This is a genomic window from Bacillus sp. AR8-1, assembly GCF_008042345.1.
Taxonomy (GTDB): Bacteria; Bacillota; Bacilli; order Bacillales; family Bacillaceae_G; genus Bacillus_A; species Bacillus_A cereus.
Window position 1 is genome coordinate 23,254 of record NZ_QNUB01000031.1, and the last position, 23,178, is coordinate 46,431.

Sequence of the window (23,178 nt, forward strand, 5' to 3'; positions counted from 1 at the left end):
TTTATACATGATGACAAGAAACAAAATGATTATCACCAACATTACGAAATTCTGGTATTGTTTTTTTACAAACATCTGTTGCAAACGGGCAACGTGTATGAAAACGACAACCCGAAGGTGGACTTGCTGGACTTGGAATATCCCCTTCTAGTATAATTCGCTCTCGCTTCACTGTTGGATCTGGTATTGGAACAGCTGATAACAATGCTTTTGTATACGGATGTAACGGATTGGTAAATAACTCATCACGCGGCGCTGTCTCCACAATTGTACCTAAATACATAATTCCGATTTTCGTACATAAATGTTCTACTACACTCAAATCATGTGAAATGAATAAATAAGATAATCCCTTTTTCTCCTGTAACTCACTAAATAAATTAATAATTTGTGCTTGGATAGATACATCTAGTGCCGCCACAGGTTCATCAGCTACAATGAATTCTGGATTTAATACCATAGCCCTTGCTATTACGATACGCTGACGTTGTCCACCAGAAAACTCATGGGGATACCGGTCAATATGATAAGGAGCTAAGCCACATAACTCCAATACTTCAATTACCTTTTCACGAACATTTTCTTTCGTCGCTAATCCGTGGGCCAACATCGGCTCTCCAAGCGCTTCACCAATTCTCATTCTCGGATTTAATGAGCTAAATGGATCTTGGAAAACGAGCTGCATATTAGGGCGATGTTTTCTCAATTCATCCTTGGATAAAGAATGAACATCTTTCCCTTTAAACTTCACTTCCCCCTCCGTTTTTTGAACGAGACGTAAAATTGTTTTTCCTATCGTTGTTTTTCCGCTCCCTGATTCGCCAACGAGACCAAACACTTCACCTTTATTAATAGTAAAACTTACTCCATCAACTGCTTTTACATGCCCGATCGTTCTACTAAATATGCCACCTTTAATTGGAAAATATGTCTTTAGGTTTTTCACCTCTAATAATGGTTCACTCATTGTTCCGCACGCTCCTCATATAACCAGCAAGCTACTTTATGATTTTCATCATTTACATTTAGATTCGGGGCTTCTTTTCCACATATTTCCACACAATGCTCACAACGCCCACTAAAGTAGCAAAACTCACCTAAACCAACTAAATTCGGAACTTGCCCTGGAATAGAATATAGTTTATCTATTCGTTTTCCCATTACTGGTTTTGATTTCAACAATCCTTTCGTATAAGGGTGTTTTGGATTTTGGAATATCTCTAGTACTGGAGCTTCTTCAATAACTTTCCCGCCATACATAACGACAACGTAATCAGCCATTTCTGCTACGACACCTAAATCATGTGTAATTAATAAGATCGACGTTTTAAATTCTTCTTTCACTTGTCTTAGTAAATCCAATATTTGAGCTTGAATCGTAACATCAAGAGCTGTTGTTGGTTCATCTGCAATTAATAACTTAGGATTACAACTAAGCGCAACAGCAATCATAATACGTTGTAACATCCCGCCGCTCAATTCATGCGGATAAGAATGAACAATTTCATTAGCACGGGCTATGCCAACTTTACGAATTAACTCAATTGCTTTCTTATACGCTTCATTTTTACTAAGTAATTCATGCTCCCTTAGCGTTTCTACAATTTGCTCACCTACAGTGAAGACCGGATTTAGCGATGTCATCGGTTCTTGGAAAATCATCGCAATATCATTGCCTCGTAAACTACGAAGTTCTTTCTCTTTCATTCCTAAAAGACTTTTTCCTTCATATAAAATGTCTCCACCTACTACACTGCCAGATTCAGCAATAAGCCCCATAATAGATAAAGCCGTTACACTCTTCCCGCAACCTGATTCTCCTACTACACAAACCGTTTCACCTTCTCGAACAGCAAAGCTAACATGGTTTACAGCCTTCACTGTCCCTTCCTCCGTTTGAAAGTGTGTTTGTAAGTCTTTTAGCTCTACTACCGCTCTACTCATACCTTCCCACCTACCGTCTCATCTTTGGATCTAACGCATCACGAAGTGCATCACCAAGTAAATTAATTGATACAACTGTTATAAAGATTGCAAAACCAGGCGGAATCCATAACCACGGACGCTTTTGGAAATCAATTAATGAGTTAGCTGCGCTAATCATGTTCCCCCATGATGGTGTAGGTGGGACGACACCGAGACCTAAGTAGCTTAGCGCGGATTCACTTAAAATAGATCCAGCCACACCTAGAGTTGCTACAACAATAAGTAACGGAAAGACGTTAGGAATTAGATGATGAATGATTTTCCGAGAATCTTTTAATCCTAATACATCTGCCGCTTGCATAAAGGCTTGCTCCCGCAATGTTAAAATTTGTCCCCTCACAAGACGGGCAAGTCCTGGCCATCCTACTAAACTTAAAATAATCATTACAACATATAAACGGTACTCCGATGGTAATTTCCATTCTGATAAAATTGCTCCCATTATAATAAGTAGTGGTAATCCTGGAATGGACATTAACACATCTGCAACACGCATAATTAAATGATCTACAACTCCTCGATAAAAACCAGCAATTGCTCCTAATAGAGCTCCTAGTATAACGGATAGTAGCATCGACGCTAAACCGATTGTTAATGAAATACGCCCTGCTTGCATAAGTCTAGTTAAAATATCCCGTCCCAACTGGTCTGTCCCAAGCCAATGTGACAGGCTGGGTGGTTTATTAATTTGTGTTACTTGTACTTTCCCATCAGCATACGGTGAAAAGATTGGACCAATAAAACTAAATAAAAACATAAATATTAAAACGTATAAGCCACACAGTGCCATCTTATTTTTCTTGATTTTTTTATACGCTTGGCGCCATGGTGATGATTCATTTCTCTTTTTCCGTTCTTTCTTTTTCTCTATTATAGGTGTAATAGTCTCCATATCTTTCCCCCCTTACTTCAATCGAATTCTTGGATCAACAAACGCATAGACAATATCAGCTAAGAAATTAGCCATAATTGTTAAACAAGAAAGAAACATTGTAAAGGCCATTAATACCGTATAATCACGAAAGTTTAATGCTTCTAATTGAATACTCCCAATCCCTGGCCAATTAAAAATCTGTTCAATAATAATGGCTCCTGAAAATAAACCCGGTAATTCAAAAGCGAGTAATGTAATTGCTGGCAAAATTGCATTTTTCAATGCATGTTTATAAATAACGGTTCTTTCTTTTAAACCTTTTGCACGAGCAGTACGAATATAATCTTGCCTAATAACATCCAACATGCCCGTTCTAAAATAGCGTGTTAACGATCCTACACCAAGAAGCGTTAAAATAAATACAGGTAGAATCATATGACGTAATACTTCTAATATGTATGCTATCCCTGTTGAGTTACTCCCAATATCAATCATGCCACCAATAGGTAATAACTTTAAATCAACTGCTAATAATTTAATTAAAAATAGTCCGATAAAGAATGATGGAAATGACATTGCTGCAAAGACACCGATTGTTACCAATCTATCAAACCAAGAATGCTGCTTTGTTGCAGAAATAACCCCAATAATAAGAGCAATAATCCAAGTGAAAAATAAAGCTGCAGCAGCAACAATAAATGTATTCCAAATGAATTTATTAAGTAATGAAGTTACCGGTTCTTGGTACTGTAAAGAAAATCCAAAATCACCATGCAAAGCATTCACTAGCCAATGAAAATACCTTTCAATAATCGGTTTATTTAAACCGTACAACTCTCTTAATTCTTGAGCTCTCTCTGGTGTTAATTTTGGATTTGAATCGATATAATCACCCGGTAAGAGTGCAAATAAGAAAAAGATAATAATAGACGTACCAAACAATGTAGGAATCATTTGTAGAAACCTACGAATGATATATGTTTTCACCTTTTGTCTCCCCAATCCTATTTACTTAAAAATAGAAGAACATTTTTTCAAAACAGCTACCATTCCATTGCTGTGTGAAAAAACGTCTTCTATTATTTAGGTCAACCCTTATTGTTCAATAGATAACACTGGTAAGTTGGAACTGATGCTATCGTACTTTTCTGGATCAATTCCTTTTATACGTGCATTATGAGCATAAAGTAGTTTACGATAGTTTAATAAAATAACTGGTGGATCATCACTTAACTCTTTATACAGCTCTTTATAAATCGCTTTACGTTTTTCAATATCTGTCGTTCCTATACCTTTTACAATCAAATCATCTACTTTCGGATTATTATAACCCGTATCACTTTTTGGATTAGTTGATAAGTACTCACTTACAACTTCACTTGGATCACTAATTCCTGGTGTTGAAACTGCCGCTAAATCGTAGTCACCTTTTCCTACTTTTGAAAGCATCGTATTAAAGTCCATCAACTCTGGATTTAATTCAACACCAATTTCTTTGTAACTTTCTTTTGCAATTGGAATAAAGATATCATTTGTTTTACCTGTATTTGATGCGTAGTATGTTAATTTTAATTTTTGACCATCTTTTTCACGAACCCCGTCAGAACCTACTTTCCAACCAGCCTCATCCAATAATTTTTTAGCCTTTTCTACGTCGTGCGGATATTTATTAATACCTTCTTCTGTATATGCCCATGAAACTGGAGCAATTGGTACGTTAGCGACAGAGCCATAGCCTTGTAAAGCTGTATCCACATACTTCTTACGGTCTAATCCATAAGTAAGTGCTTGGCGTACCTTTTTATCTTTCAAATACGACTTCTTATTATTTACATAGATATAAGCAATATCACTTGATGATTCAAGATTAATATTTGCAAACTCCAATCCTTTTAATTGGTCTATATTTTCAGGGTTCGCTCTAAATCCACTATAGTCCAGTTCACCTGTTTGGAATAATTGGAATCCAGTATCACCTGATGTGATTTTGTAAATAAAGTTTTTAATTTTTGGTTTACCTGCATAATAATTTTCGTTAGCAACAAAGCGGACTTCTTGACCTGGAACATATTTTTCAAATTTATATGGACCCGCTGCAATTGGTTGCCCATATAATGCTTTTAAATAGTCTAAACTTGTATTTTGTTTATAATCTTTTCCATAATAAGCTTTTGATAGCACTGGGCCACCTAAATTCGTTAGCGCCTGTGAATTAACTTTTTCAGTTGTAATTTTAATTGTCTGTGGATCAACAACTTGGATTCCTTCAATAGAAGTTGCTTTTCCTTCTTTATATTCTTTCCCACCTTTAACAGCATACTGAGCAATATCCAATCCACCTTCATACGCTTTATCATGAAGTAGTGTTAATGTAAATGCTACATCATCCGCTGTTAGAGGCGACCCATCACTAAATTTTAAATTTTTACGTAAATGGAATGTATATGTTAACTGGTCAGCAGAAATATCCCATTTTTCTGCAAGATCCGGAACAGGTTTACTTTGTTTGTCTGTTGTTACTAATGAAGCAAAAATAACCGACGTTACATTTCCATCCCAACCATTATCTTGGAAATACGGAAGGAAAACTCCCCCTGGCTTAGAAATGGCTGTAATGAAAGTATCTTTTCGTTGATTTGCTTTCTCTGGACTTTTCTTTTTATCTGTAGCTGGAATTGATTCAATCTTAGAATCTTTTAAATCCTGCTTTTTTACTGGTTCTGTAGAAGCCGTATCCTCCTGTCCCCCACAAGCAGATAACACAAGCGAACTACTAAGTAATACTGAAAATACACCAGCCCATTTTTTTGTCTTTTTCTTCATTGTCCCCACCCTAACTGTTTAATAGTTATACCCTTTGAACTTATTAGCTTATGTATGCCTCCCACAGCACATTTATAGCCAATCGGAAAAGTCGGTTTTAATCAGAAAAAAATAGATGTTTTTGAGGGGTAACAATCTTATTCCGACCTTTCCGGTAGACTTTATGGTTATTAGCTTATATCGTTCAGTATATTTTGTCAATTCTTTCTAAATAAATATTTTGAGAATTTTTCCAAAATTATCACTCTATTCTTATACTTTAAGAAAACTCAGCTATAATTCGTATTAAAAACTTAAAAATCTACTTCTATTTCTTCAGCATGAAACATAAAATACTAATAACCAATTACCAAAAAGGGGGCGAAAATATGGACAACCTATTCCAATACGTCCTGCACTACGTATTATTAACAATTATGATAGTCGGGGCGCTATTACTATTCCCGTTCTTCCCAAAGTTCGTCCTCTTTTTAGCTTTTTTTATCATGCTCGGGATCGCTATTATAATTTCAACAAGAGAAGATGCCACGCAGAAAGAGAGCAGAGTTCAGCGCGTAAAGCTGTAACTTTGCTCTCTTTTCGTTTTCAATCACTAGTCTCTGTTACACATATTTATCCCGCTATTTGCCGGGCAGTAACCCCCCCACTGATTAAAGTTTCACTTTATCTCTCGGGAAATAATTAGCCTTTGTTTTTGTGATTACTCCTATTGAAAAGCCACTAATGACATTTATTTTTCACCTTATCATTTCATACGCTTCACAAGCTATGCAAATTGAGAAACACGGATTTATCTAAGTTACTGTTTCACGTGAAACACATCGCTTCATTTAATCTTTAAAGCAAAATATCATTATGAAAAAGCCACTTCCTCCAGCAAAACTGAAAGGAAGTGGCTTTCTACTCTTTACTCCAAAATATTCTCTAACTCACTATATAACTTCGCTCGTAACAACTCTTTCATCGTTTTTTCCTCATATAATTTTTCAAGTCTTTCAACATCAGCTACATGTTCCATTTCACATTCTATTGCATATATATCTTCTTCTACATGCATTAACTCATTTTCAATCTCTTCAAGATTCCTAGCTTTTTTCTCTTTTACTGGAACCATTTCAACACTCTTTCTCCCTTGGCGTTTCTGCTTTATTACTTGCTTCTCAAGCTTTTCTTCCCATTTTTGACGAGCCCATGCATAGTTTCCTGCAAACTCAAATAATTTACATTCATCAATCCAGTACGTCTTTTCAAATAACTTATTTAAAAAATAACGATCATGTGAAACAGCTAGGATTGTTCCATTATATTGCTCAAGGGCTTCCTCTAAAACTTCCCTTGATTCAATATCAAGATGGTTTGTCGGCTCATCTAAAATTAGAAAATTGATGTCTTGATACATAAGTTGCGCAAGTCTTAACCTCATTTTTTCTCCACCGCTCAGTTGCGTTACTTTCTTAAATACTGCTGGACCATAAAATAAAAACTTAGCCAATATATGTCTTGCTTCTCCTTCGGTTACAGCTACATACTCTCTAAACGCTTCTAATACATTACTCTTCACATTTCCATACGTATGCTGTGATAAATAACCAATTTTGACACTACTACCAATTCGAATTTCACCAACGTCTGGATTTATTTCTTCTAATAGTAGTTTTAATAATGTAGTCTTTCCTGTACCATTACGACCAACGATAGCCGCACGCTCTTGAAAACGAACATGTAAATTCGCTTGTTCAAATAAAGGTCGTCCAGCAAAACCTTTACTCACTTCTTTCATTACAACAACATCTTTCCCGCTTCTCTCTTGCCCTTCAAACTGAAGACCCATCTGTTTTCGTTCTAAAATTGGCCTCTTTAATTTCTCTATACGTTCTAACGCACGTTCCATATTTCTCGCTCTTTTATGCAATCCTTCATTCGGAGGGTTCGCTTGATTTGCCCATTCACGTAGACGCTTAATTGCTTCTTTCATTTTCTTTATTTTCTTTTGTTGCTCCTGATAAGCTTGAAACTCTTGAAGTAATCTTTCTTCCTTCTCCTCAACGAACTGAGAATAATTCGTATGGTACACGTGAATCTCTCCATCTTCCAGATCAAAAATTTTCGTTACAACTTCATCAAGGAAATAGCGATCATGTGAAATAACCATAACTGTTCCAGTGTATTCTTTTAAAAATTGCTCTAACCATTCAACTGCAAATAAATCTAAATGATTTGTTGGTTCATCTAATAGAAGTAAATCTGGTTTCTGCAATAGCATATATGCAAGGCTTACTTTCGTCTGTTCTCCTCCACTTAATTCTGTAAATACTCTTGAAAATAAGTCTGTCACTTGTAAGCCATTTGCTACCTTCATTATATTTGCCTCGATTTCATAACCACCGAGAAACGCAAATTTTTCTTGAATGAATCCGTACCTCTCCATTAGCTTTTGCAAAGAAGATTGTTCCTGCTCCTCCGCCATATTTGTTTCTAGAGCATGCATTTCTTTTTCTAATTCCTTTTCTACTTTAAAAGCGGAACTCAATACATCATATACAGTCAGGACCTCATCAAACTTCGGAATTTGTGCGACATGACCAATACGTGTACCTTTCTTCATATGGATGGCTCCTGCATCCAAACTCTCCATTCCCGTTAGAAGCCCAAAGATTGTTGTCTTCCCACTACCGTTACGCCCAACTAACCCAACACGTTCACCATTCTTTATTTCAAGCGATATATTTTCAAATATGATGTTTCCACCAAAAGATTTCGTTACATTATTTACACTACAAATAGTCATTTTCCGTACTCCTTTCAATATAAAAAACCATGAGAAAGAAACATTCCCCATGGTTTTTCGGCATAGAAAAAGGAAGCCAAATAGCTCCCTTTTCACACGTTTATTAAAAATGGGTGAAGAGATTTCTATCGTTCAATAGTCACTATGCAATTGTTAAAAAAGGGCATACGTATCCCGTTAACAACTACATCATGAAAAATCGCACGACAAAAATAGATAAAATCTAAAAATTTGGCACGTGCAGCTAAAGAACGTTTCATCTCATTCACCCCTTTCGTACGGAATTTAATACTTACTTCTTTATTATACTTTCCAATTTCATGTTTGAATAGTCATTTTTCTGAAAATAATGAAGATAGACTAAACATTTCAATAAGTGACATCAAATCTTACAAAACTGTTATGTTCACGTAATGGAAAGCGATAGTACGAAAAGATGCCTCCCTATACAATAAAGATGTAAACAAGAGAGACAAACAAAAGGAGGAAACAAACATGATGAAAGAAATCGTAAAAGCAATCTTTGAGGTATTAGTGAACGGACAAGCAGTTGTAAAAGAACTAAATGAACTATAAAAAGGAGTGAAGAAATATGATGAACATGGTGAAAATGATTTTACACGCTTTAGTCGATGCAAAAGCAGTTAGCCAAGAATTAAACGAACAATAAAAAGGGGTATATGAATATGAAGAAAGCCATTATTATCATTGTAAGCACAGCAATTACTTTATACACAATAAAAAATAGAAAAAAGAAAAATAATGAAAATGTTCTATATTATCCATACACACTATTAGAGAAAAAATAAAAGACAAGGTACCCTATCGTAATGAGGATATCTTGTCTTTTATTTTTTCCATATTTCCTTTAGAGGATTTCCTTCTCCTTTCCCCGAATGTATTAAGCGGGATTTTTACACATATTTTAAAGGGGCATATATACAAATGGATACACAACAACTATATTTTTTAAACGATATCGGTAAACAAAAACCAGAAAGTATTCGGAATAGAAGCGCTGCATGTCCATTTTGCGATAAAGAACATTTAACGGATATTTTAGCAACTGATGGTTCTATTATTTGGTTGAAAAATAAATTTCCTACATTACAAGATACATTTCAAACAGTGTTAATCGAAACCGATAATTGCGAAGATCATATCGCAACATATACAGAAGAACATATGCGGAAATTAATGCAATTTTCTATTCAACATTGGTTACACTTACAGAAGAACAAGGAGTTCGCATCTGTGATTTTATATAAAAATCACGGTCCATTTTCAGGTGGAAGTTTGCATCATGCACACATGCAAATTATCGGAATGAAATATGTAGATTATCTTGAAAATATTGAAGAGGAAAATTTCCAAGGAGTAATTGTTCAAAAAAATGAACGCATTGAGCTTAATATTTCAGAGCGTCCCATTATCGGCTTCACTGAATTCAATATAATCATTGATAATATTTCATATATAGATGAAATGGCAAATTACATTCAGCAAACTGTACGTTACATACTGACAGATTTTCATAAAGGATGCAGTAGTTATAACTTATTCTTCTATTACTTAAATGGAAAAATTATTTGTAAAGTTGTTCCTAGGTTTGTCGTTTCACCGCTGTATGTAGGATATAAAATACCTCAAGTTTCTACAAAACTAGAAGACGTAAAAATACAACTAGCGGAGTATTTCACAAAATGACACGATTATCAAAAAAAATAGAGTAGGTATCAAAACCTACTCTTTTATTACACCTTTATTTCGATAGTACACATCTTCTAATCCGATGTTATACTTCATGTTATTATCCGTCCACTCCGGCCCTAAATTCCCTGGCCATCCAGATGTATTCGCTATATATTTCAGTAATGCAAAATCAGTCAAACCTTTTTGCACCCCGCGCTTATATCCTTTCATCAAATGCGGCATTGCAATTTGTGCATTTGTACGTGGATCTTTTAGCTCATCATCAGTTAAATGTTCTGGTGCAAGCCCGCCGCCGCGGTGTAGTTGAAACAATCCGAATGAAGTTCCATTATCTCCTACACTCCTTGGATTTAATCGACTTTCATGCTCAGCAATTGCAAGAGGTATCCATTCTGGAAGATTTACTTTCTTCGCTTCCTCTATAATAATTTGTTTCATCTGTTTTGCTTCTTCTGAATCAACATAGCTTGTTCCATTCACTAGCTTATCCATTCCTTCAGACTTTCCTTGGAAATATAAATATACTCCAAGAACAACTAAAAATCCTACAAAGAATTTCTTCACTACCTCTACCTCTTTCTCCGCTGAAATTTGTCCCCTTTCAGCCTTCCCTTTACAATTACCTACATTCTACTACTCTTTTATCATAGCAAATAACTATACATATTATCATCATGCTTTAGACCGATTTTGTGAAAAAACAGCTGGTAAATACGTACAAAAATGTAACTTTCATAGACTATAACGCATTCATTGTATATAATTGTAAATTGAATTCTAAATATAAACTAGGAGAATAATAATATGAAAAAATGGCTGTTACTCTTATTCAGTTTACTACTATTAATTCCTGTCCCTATTTCCGCACAAAAAACTGAACAACCAAAAACCCTTATTTTATACAGTTCAAACGATGATCAAATTACAAGTGATATCCAAATACTTAATACACAAGTAGGGCATTTCACTAATAATATAACAATTAAAAACATAAAACAGTTAGCTGAAATAACTGATAAATCTTCGTATACACATGTTATTTACATGGGTGAAAAACAAGAAGAACTTTCTACTGAAGCAAAGGAATTTCTAGAAGGCTTCCCAGGGCCATTACTAGTTTTAGGTCAAAATATAGAACAGTTATCTACTCGCTTTTCATTTATCACACTTAAAAATGAAGATATAAACTCTGATACAATTGAATATCCAACACGTAAACTAAAGAATATATTAGAAGAAGAAAGATCAATTAAACAACTTGATACAAACGGAACAATTCTCGCACATGCTTTAAGAGGAAATAATACTTATCCATTAATTGTACAGCAAAATAATTCTTATTATGTAGCAACTTCTAACCTCTTTGATTGGATATCCTATTATATTGGCGAAAGCCTATTTTCTTATTTTCAGCAAAAAACCGAAACCAATAAAAAATTAGCTTATTTACGTCTTGAGGATGTTCACCCAGCAGCAGATATAAATCAATTGAAAGAAATTGCTGAATTACTAAAAGAGAAGAAGATTCCTTACATGATCACTGTTATTCCTGTATATACAGATCCAGATACAGGTAAAACACTACATTTAAAAGATAAACCCGAACTAGTCGATCTTTTACGCTCTATGCAAGATGATGGCGCAGCGATTATTATGCATGGTTACACTCACCAATTTTATGATAGTGAAACTGGGGAAGGTTTTGAATTTTGGGACGTAAAGACGGATCAACCAATTCGCCAACCGAAACATGAAAAACCGAAGAGAAAAGATGAATTTCCAAATATAGAGTCATATAACCAATATGTAAAAAAAGGGGAAGAGTTTGAGGAAAAATATACGACAGATCACATCGAAAAGGGGATTCAAGAACTTGTAGATGCTAAACTATATCCTGTCGCCTTTGAAGCACCTCATTACACAATGTCTCAAAAAGGGTATGAAATATTATCAAGATACTTTTCAACTTATGTAGGACAACTACAGTTAAGTGATACAACTTGGAAATCCATGCACTCTCCAGCATATAGAAGTACACCATCATTTCTACATGGAATGAAATTAATGCCTGAAACAGTCGGTTTTATTGAAGAAGATAAGCCACAAGCTATTGCTAAAATGAAAGCAAATGCTTTATCTGTTGCTAAATTATCCGATGGGATTATTGGAGCATTCTATCATCCTTACTTAGGTGTGAAACCATTAAAAGAAGTGTTAAAGGATCTAGAAAGTATTCCAAATATAGAATGGATTGATTTACAAAAGGAAAAGAATGAAGTAAAAATGAAAGATATTCATATTACGACGAATAAAGACGGCATTCACGTTGAAAAACCAACCAGTGCGAATGACATAATTGATTATATAAAGCAATATGGCTTCTTCCTTATACTAGGGTTCGTTATCATTGTCTTTCTTTTATTATTAAAACGTGCGAAAAAATTAGAATCCTAATACAAAACCACCGAGCAGAACGCTTGGTGGTTTTTTGTCCTATATCAAACCGTGGCATTTTACTAAATACATTCAATTTTTACTTTTTCCGTTACATGATTAAAACTATAATTCTCCTATCCTTTCAAATAAAATTGACTTGTATTTTCATATATTGTTTTTGCGACCTTATCAATGGATATGTTTTTTATAGAACTAATTTCCTTTAATACCTCTCGAATCATTCTTGGGTGCGTTATAACATCCTTTTGAAATTCCCACGGACCATCTGTTTCTACCATCATATATTCAAGCGGATAATACGAAACGATTTTTCTAATCTTCTCCTTATGTAAAACATCCGGTGTAATCGAAATATAATAACCATTTCTCATCATCCGTTTCATTGTTTCATCGCTTCCTTTAAACCAATGGAAGTGTGCACGTGAAACTTTATATTTCTCTAGCAAATCACATACAATGTCAGCATCTTCATAAACTGCGTGTAATACAATCGGCAAATTATACTTACTAGCTAGTTCTATAAATTTTTTCAATACAGCTATGTATGGATCTGCAGCAATTCTTTCATCTTCTTTTCTCAAATAATAGGGCAAACCTACTTCACCAATCGCAACAATTTCCTCTGCGTTCTGTTCAATAAGTTGATAAATCCGTTCACACTCTTCTTTATGAATCTGTTGCTCTGGATGAAACCCTATCGCTGGATATATAAAGGGATACTTCTTCGCTAAAGATAACGTTTCCTTACAAGATTGATAATTCATAGATACCGCAATAAGCCCCTTTATTTCATTACTATTTTCCACCTCTTTCAGTAATCTGCTCTTCTCTTCATCCTTATATTGATCAACATGTATATGACTATCAATCCATTTCATCTTTATGCCCCCATAAAAAAAACAAGAAAGGACTTCCTTTCTTGTTTTAGCATCTATATTATTTAACAATTAAGTTTGTTATGATATCAAATAATCCAATACACACTACGGCAACAGTAAAGTAGCTACAGAAATCTTTAATTGGTAACTTCACTACTTCTTCTTTACGCATCCCATTTTTCTCCCTTCTTACTAGATCCCTAATTATTTTTCTATCTGTATCTATTATGCAAAAAATATGACAAATTTACTATCGAATTAACTTACGTAAACCTTACAATGTTGTAAGGTTTAAAAAAGATCCCCATCTTTATTCAGATGAGGATTATTAAAAATTAGTTGGTTTTTCATTCTTCATTACAAACAGAAAGTAATACATTGAGACTTTCTAGTTACACTATATGAAAATTACTATCTTTTAACTATCGAATTACATTACAGAAGGCTTACATGTTTGTAAGTTATGTGTAATGTAATTCGATAGTTCTCCTTACTTATATTTCGTACAATAAAGTTAGAAAGTAAGCCAAATAAGAAGAACAATCACATAACCAAATTACATTGCTAGTAGCTACTCTTCTTATAGCTTTCACCCATGCTACTACAATGTACCCCCTTCCCCTTTATATAACAAAAAAGCCTTAGTCTATATGGACTAAGGCTTTTTTGTTAACCTTAAAAATACCCTTACCCAGTATTTTTATTTTCGACAAAAAATAGCTGGGGGTATATTTCGCTATCTCACCGTTAAAAGTTTACTCTTCGCATTTATAGGAATATTTGCAACCTCAATCTCTTCAATGGACTCACCGTAACGCCCTTTTGCAAAAACCTTTAATGCTTCATCTCTCTTTAACATATGCTTAACCGTTTTCTTTATTTTCTGCTCTCTACCACGTTCATCGAATGCAATAAATTCATATTCATACCACTCATCACCGATATGCTGACCAATTGTATTCACAACCGTATAGTATTCTTTCGTCTTATACAGTGGATTATATTTATCGATAACCGGTCCAAGTTTCGTAGGCAGTAACATTACTACTATCACTATCATCGCTATTATAGTAGTGATCAATTTTTTCTTCATAATAAACATTCCTCCTCTGCAGGATATATATACATCCATTTTAAAAAGGGGGAATAAAATCTACTATTGAATCTCATTACATTACACTTACATTTTTGTAAGAATTAAAAAAGGTGAACGAATTTACTCGTTCACCTTTTAGCTTGCTTTAAAGCCACCGCCAAGTACATCACGTACATCATGTATAACAACGAAAGCATCTTCATCTACCCGGCTAATAACTTGTTTTAACTTAACAAGCTCTTGTTTATTAATAACAACATATAAAACTTCTTTATTTTTACCAGTATATCCGCCGCGCCCTTCTAATACAGTAACACCGCGTGTCATATTTTTCGTAATAGCTTCACGAATTAAATCTGGTTGATTCGAAATAATCGTAACAGCCGTTTTTGTGTCCATTCCTTCTACAATGAAATCAATCACCTTCGCTCCAATGAACACAGCCACAAGTGTATACATCGCCTTTTCTTGCCCTATTATAAATACAGAACCAGCAATTACAACAATATCAATAATTAGTACGCCTTTCCCTACACTCCAACCTAAATATTGATTTGCTAACTGAGCTAAAATTGCTGATCCTCCCGATGTACCTCCGGCTTTGAACATACAGCCTAATCCAATACCCACAAATAAACCAGCAAATAAAGCTGCTAATAATGTATCACTATTTACATGATACTCAATATGTTCTGTAACGTATAAGAACAAAGATGTTTCTACAATCCCTAAAATTGTATAAATCATTGTTTTCTTATCAAAAAATTTATAACCAACAGCTAGTAAAATTGCATTTATAGCAAAGTTCACAATTCCTGGTGACCAATCAAATAAGTAGTACGTAACAACCGTTAAACCAATAATTCCACCTTCCGATAAACGGTTTGGAATTGCAAAGTAATTAATACCAATTGCGAATAATAATGAACCAATTGTAATTAGTGTTATTTCCTTTATACGTTGATTAACCATAGTTCATACCCTCCCCCCATTTGACATTGTATCACTATCTCCTAGAGGTTTAGAAGTGGTTTTTATTCCGCATTTTCCCTCTTAAAAATTGAAATATTATGTTTAAACAGAGGGTTGATTAATTATTCATATTTGCTCTAACTGCACGGACAAATCGCTCCACATTCCCTTTCTGAATATACTTAGCGCGAATGGTTTCATGACTACAAGTAAATTCAAAATACGGATGAAAATCTATGCTATCTATATGCAAATATGAATACTCTTTAAATGTTGAAGAATAGTACGGAAATTTCCCGTAAAAAAGGAGACGTCTAGTAGTGGCAACAAAAACCCCATGTTGATACGATAATATAAAATTATCCTTCTCAAATATCCCTACCACAAAAGCCAGAATCTTTTCATCATCATCTACATACTTTTTCATACTCGATAAAAGTTCATTCATGCATATTCCTCCAAATTCTATTCACTGCATTAACACTTGAAAAGAATCCATGGATTATTACAGACCGGTTTAACTCCTTTATAAAGTATGAAACGCGTTTCCTGTCAAAGATATTTCAAAAAAATAATCCGTTATGCGATTATACACATAACGGATTACGATTAAACTGTAGAGCGTTCCACAAGTTCGTATGGAATTTCCAGCTTTTCTTGTTCAGAACTCTCGTCATTCACTTTTCTATGCAACATTTCAAAAGCAGTTTTCCCTATCTCCTTTAAATTTTGATCAATAGTTGTCAATTGTAACACTTGCGAGATAGGTTGATTATCAAAGCCAATAATCGCTAAATCCTCAGGAACTTGAATCCCTAATTTTTCAACTTCTGTCATAACCCCAATCGCAACTTCATCACCTGCTACTATTAATGCTTCAGGAAGATCCTGCATCTCTTTTAACTTATGAGCCACTTTTACACCATCTTCTAGTGTAAAACATTCTGTAAAAATCCATTCTTCATTAACCTCTTCGTCTATAGATTGCAATTGCTGTTTATAAACACCAAAACGTTTTTGGCTACTTGGCCCTAATTTCCTTCCCGTGCAATAACCAATTTTTTTATAACCTTTCTCAATCAAATAATCCATTCCTAATTGAAAGGCCGCTGAATGATTCGTATATACACTTGAGATGTTTGAAATATCATTGTCTTCACAAGCAATTATTGCGCCGTAAGAAGCATATGGTTCTATCGTTTCCCAATCATTTGCACGTGAACAAATAATAAGACCATCCAATTGTTTTGTTTTTAACATATGTAAACTTTTCATTTCTTCTTTTTTATTATAATTCGTTTGGCAAAGTAGCACCCTGTAATTATGCGCTAACGCAGTCTCCATCATTCCGCTCACCATCGCATCAAAACACGGATGATTAATATACGGTAAAATCACACCAACAATATTCGTTTTTCCTTTTGATAAATGAACAGCATTTGCGTTTTGCGAGTAATTCAATTTCTCAACTATCTCTATAACCGCTTTCCTTTTTTCTTCACTTACATATGGGTGATCATTCAACACTCTCGAAACAGTCGTAACTGAAACTCCCGCCATCTTTGCAATATCTTTAATATTAGCCATACACTCACCTCTACCTTTAACTTAATGAATCTCATGAACATATGTCAAATCTTCTTATCATTACACCTTCATTCGTTTCTCTTACAAAAGTGTAATTTTTCTGTAAGCTAATTCGATAGTTACTTTCCGCAACATTTCATACAATTGAGTCAGAAACAGGGTAACAACTATTCGAAAAGGAGCGGATTAATATGCTGAACAAAATGAAAACGAACAATTTCTAAAATACAATGGGCATGGTATTTTCCGCTCTTATCGACGCAAAAGCTGTTGCTTCTACATTAAACAAGTAAGGAGAATATATTATGAATAACATCACTTTTAACAAATTAGATTTTTTAGGACTAGCTAGTGGCTCGCTTCTTCTTACTGCTTTTATTTACGCCGCTACGCTTGTATAACTTTGTGTCCCCTTTCCCCTTTATTATAAATAGTAATAGAAAAGACGACCGTCTATGCCCGGTCGTCTTTTCTTATTTTTGATTTGATTGCAAAGCTTCTTTTAACTCCTCAAACTTCTCATTTAATTGATCTGTCATCATTTTCATAGCGGTTTTTCGATCTATTTGTTCTCCAGACTCAATTTGAATTGGATCTCCAAAAATCAATTGTGCCTTTTTCCCCTTTATTAATTCTTTTACACTTGATGGACCAACATAAGCTGCTGGTACTAACGGAACATTAGAACGCATCGCAATTGTCACAGCACCCGCTTTTAATGAAACATCTTCCGCTGATCTTGTTCCACTCGGAAAAATCCCTACTACCTTTCCTTCTTTTAATAAACGTGATGGAATTTTAAGTGTACTTGGTCCTGGATTCGCACGATCTACAGGGAATGCATTTACATTTTTAAAGAACCAATTTTTGAATTTCCCTTCAAATAATTCTTTTTTGGCCATGTAATGAATTTGAGTTGGATACATCCCTGTAGCTAACATTAATACATCCATAAAACTTGTATGTGTACATGCAACAACATACGGTCCACCTTCTGGTAGCTTTTCTCTTCCTTGTACTTCTACTTTCCCAGCTGTTTTAAATATATATTTCAACAAAAATGTAATTGGTTTATACATTTATTTCGTTCCTTTCTAAACATCCGAAGTATAATCATATTCTTACAATAATTATAACACTAAGTTTTAGGAGTTGGTAATAAAATTAAGGATGAATTGTTAAATTTCAATTCTTACAAAAGTGTAATTTTCTTGTAAGCTAATTCGATAGTTACTTCTTACTATATTTCATACAATTAAGTCAGAAACAGGGCAACAATTATTCGAAAAGGAGTGGATCAATATGATGAACAAAATGAAAACGAACAATTTCTTAAATACAATGGGCATGGTATTATCGGCTCTTTTCGATGCAAAAGCTGTTGCTTCTGCATTAAACAAGTAAGGAGAATGTATTATGAATAACATTACTTTTAACAAATTAGATTTTTTAGGATTAGCTAGCGGCTCTCTTCTTCTTACTGCTTTCATTTACGCTGCTACGCTTGTATAACTTTGTGTCCCCTTTCCCCTTTATATAGAAAAAGACGACCGTCTATGCCCGGTCGTCTTTTTAATTTTTTCTTTCTTTCAATTCTTTTAAAAGCTGTATCAGCTCAGCTTGTTGTTTTATCTTTTTACGACCATTTCGATTAATTGCTGCAAGCTCACAGGCAACTCCGACGGCGAAGAAAAACAATAAACTTTCTAACATATGAAATCCTCCATTTGCCTATTAAACAGCTTGACGTAATTGTTCTTCTTGTAAAACTCTCTTATTTATATTTTCTTCTTTTCTCTGGCAAACGTTATTGCGAATAAGCGCTGCAATAACAAGTACAGTCCCTATAATATCAAACATTGTGATCTGATACCCTTGCATCATCATAATAACTAAAGTCGTAATTGGTACAAAATTAATAAATAAAATCCCATTAATGGATGATAAAATTTTCACACCATAGTTCCAAGCAAGTAGCGCTACAATACCTGGCAATGTCATCATAAATAACAAATCATACTTCACAATAGAAATCGTTCCCATACTAGGAACTGAAACATATCCAAGCGACGTAATAATTACCGTTATAATTCCTGTAACAGTCGTACCGAATACACACGTCAACGTAGAATAACGTAATGTTGACCAATCACTACACGTTTGACCACCCATCGTATAAATAACCCAGCCTACAACACCAATAAATATAAATGCTAATGAGAACATATTATCTTTCAATGTTACAAAGAAACTCATGTCACCTTTTGTAATAACAAACACAGCTCCTACAAAAGCAATAACCATACTCGTTATCATATACTTCTTCGGTTTTATATGCTTATATCCCCATAAAATACAAATAGAAATCATCGGCATAAGTGATTCCATAATGGAAGCTACCATTACACCCGACTTACCCATTAACATTTGCCCTAAAAATATGAGGACATTATATACTGTAAATGCCATCGTTCCAAAAAAGACGAGTAACTTTCCTCTTCCCTCTAAACGAAATGCCTGTTTTCCTTCTTTCATTAACAACAATACAATCAGCATTATCGCCACTGCTCCATAACGAATAAGCGAAAAATAAAATGGATCTATGTATTCTAGCGCATGATCAGCAACTGGAAACATCGCTCCCCATGACATACTCGCAATTAAACACGCTAAAGCCCCTATTATCATTTGACCTCTTCTCACCGCAATCCCCCGTTTCTTTCTATTTGCACAAAGAGAATTGTAAAAGAAAAAATATATCACGTAAAATGATTCAAAATGATGTTAACTATCATTTATAATGATAGTTAACATCAAGGGGGATTACAAAATGGAATTAAGAGACTTACAAATCTTTAAAAGCGTTGCCGACCAGGGTAGTGTAAGTAACGCAGCAAAGGAATTAAATTATGTACAATCAAATGTAACTGCACGTATTAAACAACTAGAAAACGAATTAAAAACCCCACTCTTTTACCGCCATAAACGAGGAATGACTTTAACAGCTGAAGGAAGAAAAATGCTCGTTTATGTTAATAAAATTTTGCAAGATGTCGACGAACTAAAACAAGTATTTTTAGATAGTGAAACACCCTCCGGTATATTAAAAATCGGTACAGTAGAAACAGTAAGTACATTACCTACCATTTTATCTTCTTACTATAAAAGCTATCCGAATGTCGATTTATCATTACAAGCGGGTCTAACAGAAGAATTAATTAGAGAAGTACTTGATCATCAATTAGATGGTGCCTTTATATCAGGTCCTATTAAACATCCACTAATCGAACAATACGATGTTAGTACAGAAAAATTAGTACTTGTAACACAAAATAAAGCTTTTCATATAGAAGAATTTACAACAACGCCTCTACTCGTTTTTAACCAAGGATGCGGATACCGTTCCAAACTAGAACGATGGCTGAAAGACGAAGGTTTGCTACCAAAAAGAATTATGGAATTCAATATATTAGAGACAATATTAAACAGCGTTGCACTCGGCCTCGGAATTACACTCGTACCACAGTCTGCTGTCCATCATCTTTCTAAAGCAGGTAAGGTACATTGTCATGCAATCCCTCAAAAATACGGCAGTATTTCAACGGTTTTCATACGCCGTAAAGATAGCTATATGACGAATTCAATGCGTAGTTTTTTAAAAACAATTGAAGAACATCATCATATCAATATGCTGTGAAAGACATTCTTACATGAATGTCTTTTTTTCTTACAAAAGTGTAAGTCTTTCGTAAGCTAATTCGATAGTTGCAAGTAGCCATATTCCCTATAATTAAGACATAAGCAGGGCAACAACAATTCGAAAAGGAGCGGATACGCATGATGAACAATATGAAATCAAATAAATTTTTAAATACAATGGGCATGGTGCTATCCGCACTTGTCGATGCAAAAGCTGTTGCAACTACATTAAACAAATAAGGAGAGATTATAATGAACAACATTACTTTCAACAAATCGGACTTTATCGGACTTGCAAGTGGAGCTACTCTTCTTACGGCTTTCATTTATACACTTGCTCAAGGTCTTGTTTAACACTTTGTTTCCCCAAACCCCTTTATATAGAAAAGGCTGCTCGTCTTATAGACAAGCAGCTTTTTAGTTTGTTTCATATATAATTTGACCTGTTTTCGTAATATCATATCCGCCAATTGCATTTAATTCATTATGAAATTCTTCCGATTGCAGAATGTCTTTCACGACTTCAATCAGCTCTTCATTTTCTTTATTCTTCAAAATTACTAAATCATACTGTTCTTTCATGATTGGAATAAAGTCCACATTTACAATTTGCGAAAACTTTTCTGAACCTACTCCTACATCAGCTTTTCCATTTGCAACTTGCGTGGCAACACCCAGATGATTCGATTCTTCCCATTCATATCCACTAATATCAGCTTTATTTAATTTTTGGATTCGTAATTGTTCATCCACTAACACTCTAATACCAGAACCCTTTTCTCGATTTACAAACTTTATAGTGGATCCGGATATGTCGGCCCATGTCTTTATTTTCTTCGGATTTCCTTTTTGGACATAAAACCCTACATTTCTGGACAATAAATTAATCATAATACATGGCTGTCCTACTAAAATGCGTTTTACATAAGGAACATTATATGTACCCGTTTCACCATCAAACAAATGCAAACTAACGATACTTCCTTCTCCTTGATACATTTTCACTAAACTTGTTAAGCTACCTTGATACGCCCTTAAAACATTAGAACTTAGCAAACGATTTTCTATACGTTTAGCTAACATATCTAACGTTAGTTCTTGACCACTAATAATACACGTGTTCAAGTTACTACTACCATCGTTTTTTACAGGATTAACTTGTACCTTTCCTGTTTTCATTTGCTTTATATATTGATCTAAATCTGCTGCATCAATGCGCATCTGTCTACCAACTCTATAAGAAGGAAGTTCTCCTTTTTTAATTAAGTCGTATACAGTTAATTTTGATACTTTTAATCGCTTTGCTACTTCTTCCGTTGTGTAGGAATGATGATCCATAGACGATTCCTCACTTTCTCCTTTCATTGTAACAAAGAAAAGAATATTTCTCCTATTTTTTAAAAATAGACATATGTTCAAATTATATTCAATTATAACTAGTTATATTTAGTTATATTTAGTTATAATTAGATGTGTCAAAACGAAAGGGGATTTTTTTATGAATAAATTTACATTACGTTCCATCGGGGCACTTATACTTTCTTTCCTTCTTATATTTAGCACTGCTTGTACAAGTGGGGAAAAGCATACAAAGTCAGCTGCTAAAAAGGATAAAACAGTTGAACTCACTATCTCAGCTGCTGCAAGCTTACAAGATGCATTAAAAGAAATTGAAAAACAATATAAAGAAAAAGAACCAAATATTAAACTTTCTTTTAACTTCGGTGCTTCTGGAGCACTTCAACAACAAATTGAACAAGGTGCACCTGCTGATTTATTCTTCTCTGCAGCAGAAGATAAATTCCAAACCCTTGTAAAAAAAGGATTCATTAATGAAAAAGAAGGGAAAAATCTTCTTGGAAATGAACTAGTTCTAGTCATCCCTAAAGATAGTTCTCTTACAAAATTTCAAGATTTAAAAGATGAGAAAATCAAAAAAATTGCACTTGGTACACCTGAATCTGTACCTGCTGGAAAATATGCAAAGGCTTCTCTAACACACGAAAACCTTTGGAATGATGTTCAAAATAAAGTCGTATTTACAAAAGATGTTCGCCAAGTGTTAACATATGTAGAAACAGGAAATGTCGATGCTGGTATCGTATACAAAACAGATGCTCTCATTTCAGATAAAGTAAAAATTGGTGAAACAGCAGCAGCTATTTCTCATGAGCCAATCCACTATCCTTTAGGTGTTATAAAGGAATCTAAACATAAGAAAGAGGCGACTTCATTTTATGAGTATTTGCAGTCAAAAGATGCACAATCTATCTTTAAGAAATATGGATTTACAGTCCTGTCGTAA

At 34.3% G+C, this 23,178-nt stretch carries 26 protein-coding genes; 9 read left to right on the top strand and 17 right to left on the bottom strand.

Annotation, left to right across the window (positions count from 1 at the left end; translation table 11 throughout):
• Position 1: 1 nt before the first annotated feature.
• From DN400_RS20990 to DN400_RS21010, 5 genes are all read right to left on the bottom strand, one after another.
• Entirely contained in the window at positions 2-967 is a 966-nt protein-coding gene (locus DN400_RS20990; protein ID WP_063546235.1) for an ABC transporter ATP-binding protein, read from the bottom strand.
• Positions 964-1,944, bottom strand: coding sequence for an ABC transporter ATP-binding protein (locus DN400_RS20995; RefSeq protein ID WP_098312870.1), 981 nt, complete (start codon positions 1,942-1,944; stop codon positions 964-966). Before DN400_RS20995 ends, DN400_RS20990 begins: the two co-directional genes overlap by 4 nt.
• A 10-nt stretch (positions 1,945-1,954) precedes the next feature.
• On the bottom strand, positions 1,955-2,878 hold the full coding sequence (opp4C, locus tag DN400_RS21000; protein ID WP_000447957.1) for an oligopeptide ABC transporter permease: 924 nt from the start codon (positions 2,876-2,878) through the stop codon (positions 1,955-1,957).
• A 12-nt stretch (positions 2,879-2,890) separates the two neighbouring features.
• Complete coding sequence (locus DN400_RS21005) at positions 2,891-3,847, bottom strand: ABC transporter permease (protein ID WP_000860687.1); 957 nt, start codon at positions 3,845-3,847, stop codon at positions 2,891-2,893.
• A gap of 108 nt (positions 3,848-3,955) precedes the next feature.
• Entirely contained in the window at positions 3,956-5,683 is a 1,728-nt protein-coding gene (locus tag DN400_RS21010; RefSeq protein ID WP_000730676.1) for an ABC transporter substrate-binding protein, read from the bottom strand.
• 368 nt (positions 5,684-6,051) lie between these two features.
• Here DN400_RS21010 and DN400_RS21015 point away from each other — a divergent pair, with 368 nt between their 5' ends.
• A complete protein-coding gene (locus DN400_RS21015; protein WP_000369254.1) occupies positions 6,052-6,249 on the top strand; it encodes a hypothetical protein in 198 nt (65 codons plus the stop codon).
• A 341-nt stretch (positions 6,250-6,590) separates the two neighbouring features.
• Here the strand turns inward: DN400_RS21015 and abc-f are convergent, their stop codons facing one another.
• Positions 6,591-8,522, bottom strand: coding sequence for a ribosomal protection-like ABC-F family protein (abc-f, locus tag DN400_RS21025; protein WP_142309127.1), 1,932 nt, complete (start codon positions 8,520-8,522; stop codon positions 6,591-6,593).
• Between the two features lie 74 nt (positions 8,523-8,596).
• Positions 8,597-8,731, bottom strand: coding sequence for an RAxF-45 family protein (locus tag DN400_RS29965; protein ID WP_000830643.1), 135 nt, complete (start codon positions 8,729-8,731; stop codon positions 8,597-8,599).
• Positions 8,732-9,151: 420 nt separating this feature from the next.
• On the opposite strand from DN400_RS29965, the gene DN400_RS21030 reads away from it, so the two are divergent.
• Positions 9,152-9,280 (top strand): spore coat protein B, encoded by a 129-nt coding sequence (locus tag DN400_RS21030; protein ID WP_098312869.1) that lies wholly within the window; start codon positions 9,152-9,154, stop codon positions 9,278-9,280.
• A 136-nt stretch (positions 9,281-9,416) separates the two neighbouring features.
• Positions 9,417-10,178: a DUF4931 domain-containing protein gene (locus DN400_RS21035; protein ID WP_065229646.1), complete on the top strand. Its 762-nt coding sequence runs from the start codon at positions 9,417-9,419 to the stop codon at positions 10,176-10,178.
• A gap of 36 nt (positions 10,179-10,214) precedes the next feature.
• Here the strand turns inward: DN400_RS21035 and DN400_RS21040 are convergent, their stop codons facing one another.
• The gene (locus DN400_RS21040) at positions 10,215-10,748 is read right to left on the bottom strand and encodes a transglycosylase SLT domain-containing protein (protein WP_000713249.1); all 534 of its coding nucleotides are present in this window, start codon (positions 10,746-10,748) and stop codon (positions 10,215-10,217) included.
• 240 nt (positions 10,749-10,988) lie between these two features.
• Here DN400_RS21040 and DN400_RS21045 point away from each other — a divergent pair, with 240 nt between their 5' ends.
• Entirely contained in the window at positions 10,989-12,638 is a 1,650-nt protein-coding gene (locus tag DN400_RS21045; RefSeq protein WP_065229645.1) for a DUF2334 domain-containing protein, read from the top strand.
• A gap of 116 nt (positions 12,639-12,754) precedes the next feature.
• On the opposite strand, the gene DN400_RS21050 is transcribed toward DN400_RS21045, so the two are convergent.
• From DN400_RS21050 to DN400_RS21070, 5 genes are all read right to left on the bottom strand, one after another.
• Positions 12,755-13,519 carry a TatD family hydrolase gene (locus DN400_RS21050; RefSeq protein ID WP_098312868.1) on the bottom strand — a complete coding sequence of 255 codons (765 nt, stop codon included), beginning with the start codon at positions 13,517-13,519 and terminating at the stop codon, positions 12,755-12,757.
• Between the two features lie 736 nt (positions 13,520-14,255).
• A complete protein-coding gene (locus DN400_RS21055) occupies positions 14,256-14,612 on the bottom strand; it encodes a YxeA family protein (RefSeq protein ID WP_000727877.1) in 357 nt (118 codons plus the stop codon).
• Positions 14,613-14,750: 138 nt separating this feature from the next.
• Positions 14,751-15,587: a YitT family protein gene (locus DN400_RS21060; RefSeq protein ID WP_000248045.1), complete on the bottom strand. Its 837-nt coding sequence runs from the start codon at positions 15,585-15,587 to the stop codon at positions 14,751-14,753.
• 118 nt (positions 15,588-15,705) lie between these two features.
• Positions 15,706-16,035: a PH domain-containing protein gene (locus DN400_RS21065; RefSeq protein WP_001004245.1), complete on the bottom strand. Its 330-nt coding sequence runs from the start codon at positions 16,033-16,035 to the stop codon at positions 15,706-15,708.
• A gap of 161 nt (positions 16,036-16,196) precedes the next feature.
• Positions 16,197-17,174 (bottom strand): LacI family DNA-binding transcriptional regulator, encoded by a 978-nt coding sequence (locus DN400_RS21070; RefSeq protein WP_098211848.1) that lies wholly within the window; start codon positions 17,172-17,174, stop codon positions 16,197-16,199.
• 305 nt (positions 17,175-17,479) lie between these two features.
• On the opposite strand from DN400_RS21070, the gene DN400_RS21075 reads away from it, so the two are divergent.
• Positions 17,480-17,575 (top strand): DUF3948 family protein, encoded by a 96-nt coding sequence (locus tag DN400_RS21075; RefSeq protein ID WP_001060007.1) that lies wholly within the window; start codon positions 17,480-17,482, stop codon positions 17,573-17,575.
• A 72-nt stretch (positions 17,576-17,647) separates the two neighbouring features.
• Here the strand turns inward: DN400_RS21075 and DN400_RS21080 are convergent, their stop codons facing one another.
• Entirely contained in the window at positions 17,648-18,253 is a 606-nt protein-coding gene (locus DN400_RS21080; RefSeq protein WP_098312867.1) for a lysophospholipid acyltransferase family protein, read from the bottom strand.
• Between the two features lie 337 nt (positions 18,254-18,590).
• Between DN400_RS21080 and DN400_RS21085 the strand changes: the two genes are divergently transcribed.
• Entirely contained in the window at positions 18,591-18,686 is a 96-nt protein-coding gene (locus tag DN400_RS21085) for a DUF3948 family protein (protein ID WP_001060007.1), read from the top strand.
• A 60-nt stretch (positions 18,687-18,746) separates the two neighbouring features.
• On the opposite strand, the gene DN400_RS21090 is transcribed toward DN400_RS21085, so the two are convergent.
• Complete coding sequence (locus DN400_RS21090) at positions 18,747-18,887, bottom strand: YrzO family protein (RefSeq protein ID WP_000894065.1); 141 nt, start codon at positions 18,885-18,887, stop codon at positions 18,747-18,749.
• Positions 18,888-18,908: 21 nt separating this feature from the next.
• Positions 18,909-19,877, bottom strand: a complete 969-nt coding sequence (locus tag DN400_RS21095) for a DMT family transporter (RefSeq protein WP_002004285.1) — start codon at positions 19,875-19,877, stop codon at positions 18,909-18,911.
• A gap of 127 nt (positions 19,878-20,004) precedes the next feature.
• On the opposite strand from DN400_RS21095, the gene DN400_RS21100 reads away from it, so the two are divergent.
• Both DN400_RS21100 and DN400_RS21105 read left to right on the top strand, forming a co-directional pair.
• The gene (locus tag DN400_RS21100; RefSeq protein WP_063546223.1) at positions 20,005-20,871 is read left to right on the top strand and encodes a LysR family transcriptional regulator; all 867 of its coding nucleotides are present in this window, start codon (positions 20,005-20,007) and stop codon (positions 20,869-20,871) included.
• A 254-nt stretch (positions 20,872-21,125) separates the two neighbouring features.
• On the top strand, positions 21,126-21,227 hold the full coding sequence (locus tag DN400_RS21105) for a DUF3948 family protein (protein WP_001060018.1): 102 nt from the start codon (positions 21,126-21,128) through the stop codon (positions 21,225-21,227).
• Positions 21,228-21,290: 63 nt separating this feature from the next.
• Here DN400_RS21105 and DN400_RS21110 read toward each other — a convergent pair whose 3' ends face one another.
• On the bottom strand, positions 21,291-22,211 hold the full coding sequence (locus DN400_RS21110; protein ID WP_065229674.1) for a substrate-binding domain-containing protein: 921 nt from the start codon (positions 22,209-22,211) through the stop codon (positions 21,291-21,293).
• Positions 22,212-22,371: 160 nt separating this feature from the next.
• On the opposite strand from DN400_RS21110, the gene modA reads away from it, so the two are divergent.
• Complete coding sequence (gene modA / locus DN400_RS21115; protein ID WP_098312866.1) at positions 22,372-23,178, top strand: molybdate ABC transporter substrate-binding protein; 807 nt, start codon at positions 22,372-22,374, stop codon at positions 23,176-23,178.

What these genes read in the sequence shown, in the direction of transcription:
- abc-f (WP_142309127.1), bottom strand. Translation starts at nt 8,522, where the DNA reads ATGGGGAATGTTTCTTTCTCATGGTTTTTTATATTGAAAGGAGTACGG.
- DN400_RS21070 (WP_098211848.1), bottom strand. Translation starts at nt 17,174, where the DNA reads ATGGCTAATATTAAAGATATTGCAAAGATGGCGGGAGTTTCAGTTACG.
- DN400_RS21055 (WP_000727877.1), bottom strand. Translation starts at nt 14,612, where the DNA reads ATGAAGAAAAAATTGATCACTACTATAATAGCGATGATAGTGATAGTA.
- modA (WP_098312866.1), top strand. Translation starts at nt 22,372, where the DNA reads ATGAATAAATTTACATTACGTTCCATCGGGGCACTTATACTTTCTTTC.
- DN400_RS21075 (WP_001060007.1), top strand. Translation starts at nt 17,480, where the DNA reads ATGAATAACATCACTTTTAACAAATTAGATTTTTTAGGACTAGCTAGT.
- DN400_RS21035 (WP_065229646.1), top strand. Translation starts at nt 9,417, where the DNA reads ATGGATACACAACAACTATATTTTTTAAACGATATCGGTAAACAAAAA.
- DN400_RS21110 (WP_065229674.1), bottom strand. Translation starts at nt 22,211, where the DNA reads ATGGATCATCATTCCTACACAACGGAAGAAGTAGCAAAGCGATTAAAA.
- DN400_RS21085 (WP_001060007.1), top strand. Translation starts at nt 18,591, where the DNA reads ATGAATAACATTACTTTTAACAAATTAGATTTTTTAGGATTAGCTAGC.
- DN400_RS20990 (WP_063546235.1), bottom strand. Translation starts at nt 967, where the DNA reads ATGAGTGAACCATTATTAGAGGTGAAAAACCTAAAGACATATTTTCCA.
- DN400_RS21030 (WP_098312869.1), top strand. Translation starts at nt 9,152, where the DNA reads ATGAATATGAAGAAAGCCATTATTATCATTGTAAGCACAGCAATTACT.
- DN400_RS21090 (WP_000894065.1), bottom strand. Translation starts at nt 18,887, where the DNA reads ATGTTAGAAAGTTTATTGTTTTTCTTCGCCGTCGGAGTTGCCTGTGAG.
- DN400_RS21100 (WP_063546223.1), top strand. Translation starts at nt 20,005, where the DNA reads ATGGAATTAAGAGACTTACAAATCTTTAAAAGCGTTGCCGACCAGGGT.
- DN400_RS20995 (WP_098312870.1), bottom strand. Translation starts at nt 1,944, where the DNA reads ATGAGTAGAGCGGTAGTAGAGCTAAAAGACTTACAAACACACTTTCAA.
- opp4C (WP_000447957.1), bottom strand. Translation starts at nt 2,878, where the DNA reads ATGGAGACTATTACACCTATAATAGAGAAAAAGAAAGAACGGAAAAAG.
- DN400_RS21015 (WP_000369254.1), top strand. Translation starts at nt 6,052, where the DNA reads ATGGACAACCTATTCCAATACGTCCTGCACTACGTATTATTAACAATT.
- DN400_RS21010 (WP_000730676.1), bottom strand. Translation starts at nt 5,683, where the DNA reads ATGAAGAAAAAGACAAAAAAATGGGCTGGTGTATTTTCAGTATTACTT.
- DN400_RS21050 (WP_098312868.1), bottom strand. Translation starts at nt 13,519, where the DNA reads ATGAAATGGATTGATAGTCATATACATGTTGATCAATATAAGGATGAA.
- DN400_RS21060 (WP_000248045.1), bottom strand. Translation starts at nt 15,587, where the DNA reads ATGGTTAATCAACGTATAAAGGAAATAACACTAATTACAATTGGTTCA.
- DN400_RS21045 (WP_065229645.1), top strand. Translation starts at nt 10,989, where the DNA reads ATGAAAAAATGGCTGTTACTCTTATTCAGTTTACTACTATTAATTCCT.
- DN400_RS29965 (WP_000830643.1), bottom strand. Translation starts at nt 8,731, where the DNA reads ATGAAACGTTCTTTAGCTGCACGTGCCAAATTTTTAGATTTTATCTAT.
- DN400_RS21080 (WP_098312867.1), bottom strand. Translation starts at nt 18,253, where the DNA reads ATGTATAAACCAATTACATTTTTGTTGAAATATATATTTAAAACAGCT.
- DN400_RS21065 (WP_001004245.1), bottom strand. Translation starts at nt 16,035, where the DNA reads ATGAATGAACTTTTATCGAGTATGAAAAAGTATGTAGATGATGATGAA.
- DN400_RS21105 (WP_001060018.1), top strand. Translation starts at nt 21,126, where the DNA reads ATGAACAACATTACTTTCAACAAATCGGACTTTATCGGACTTGCAAGT.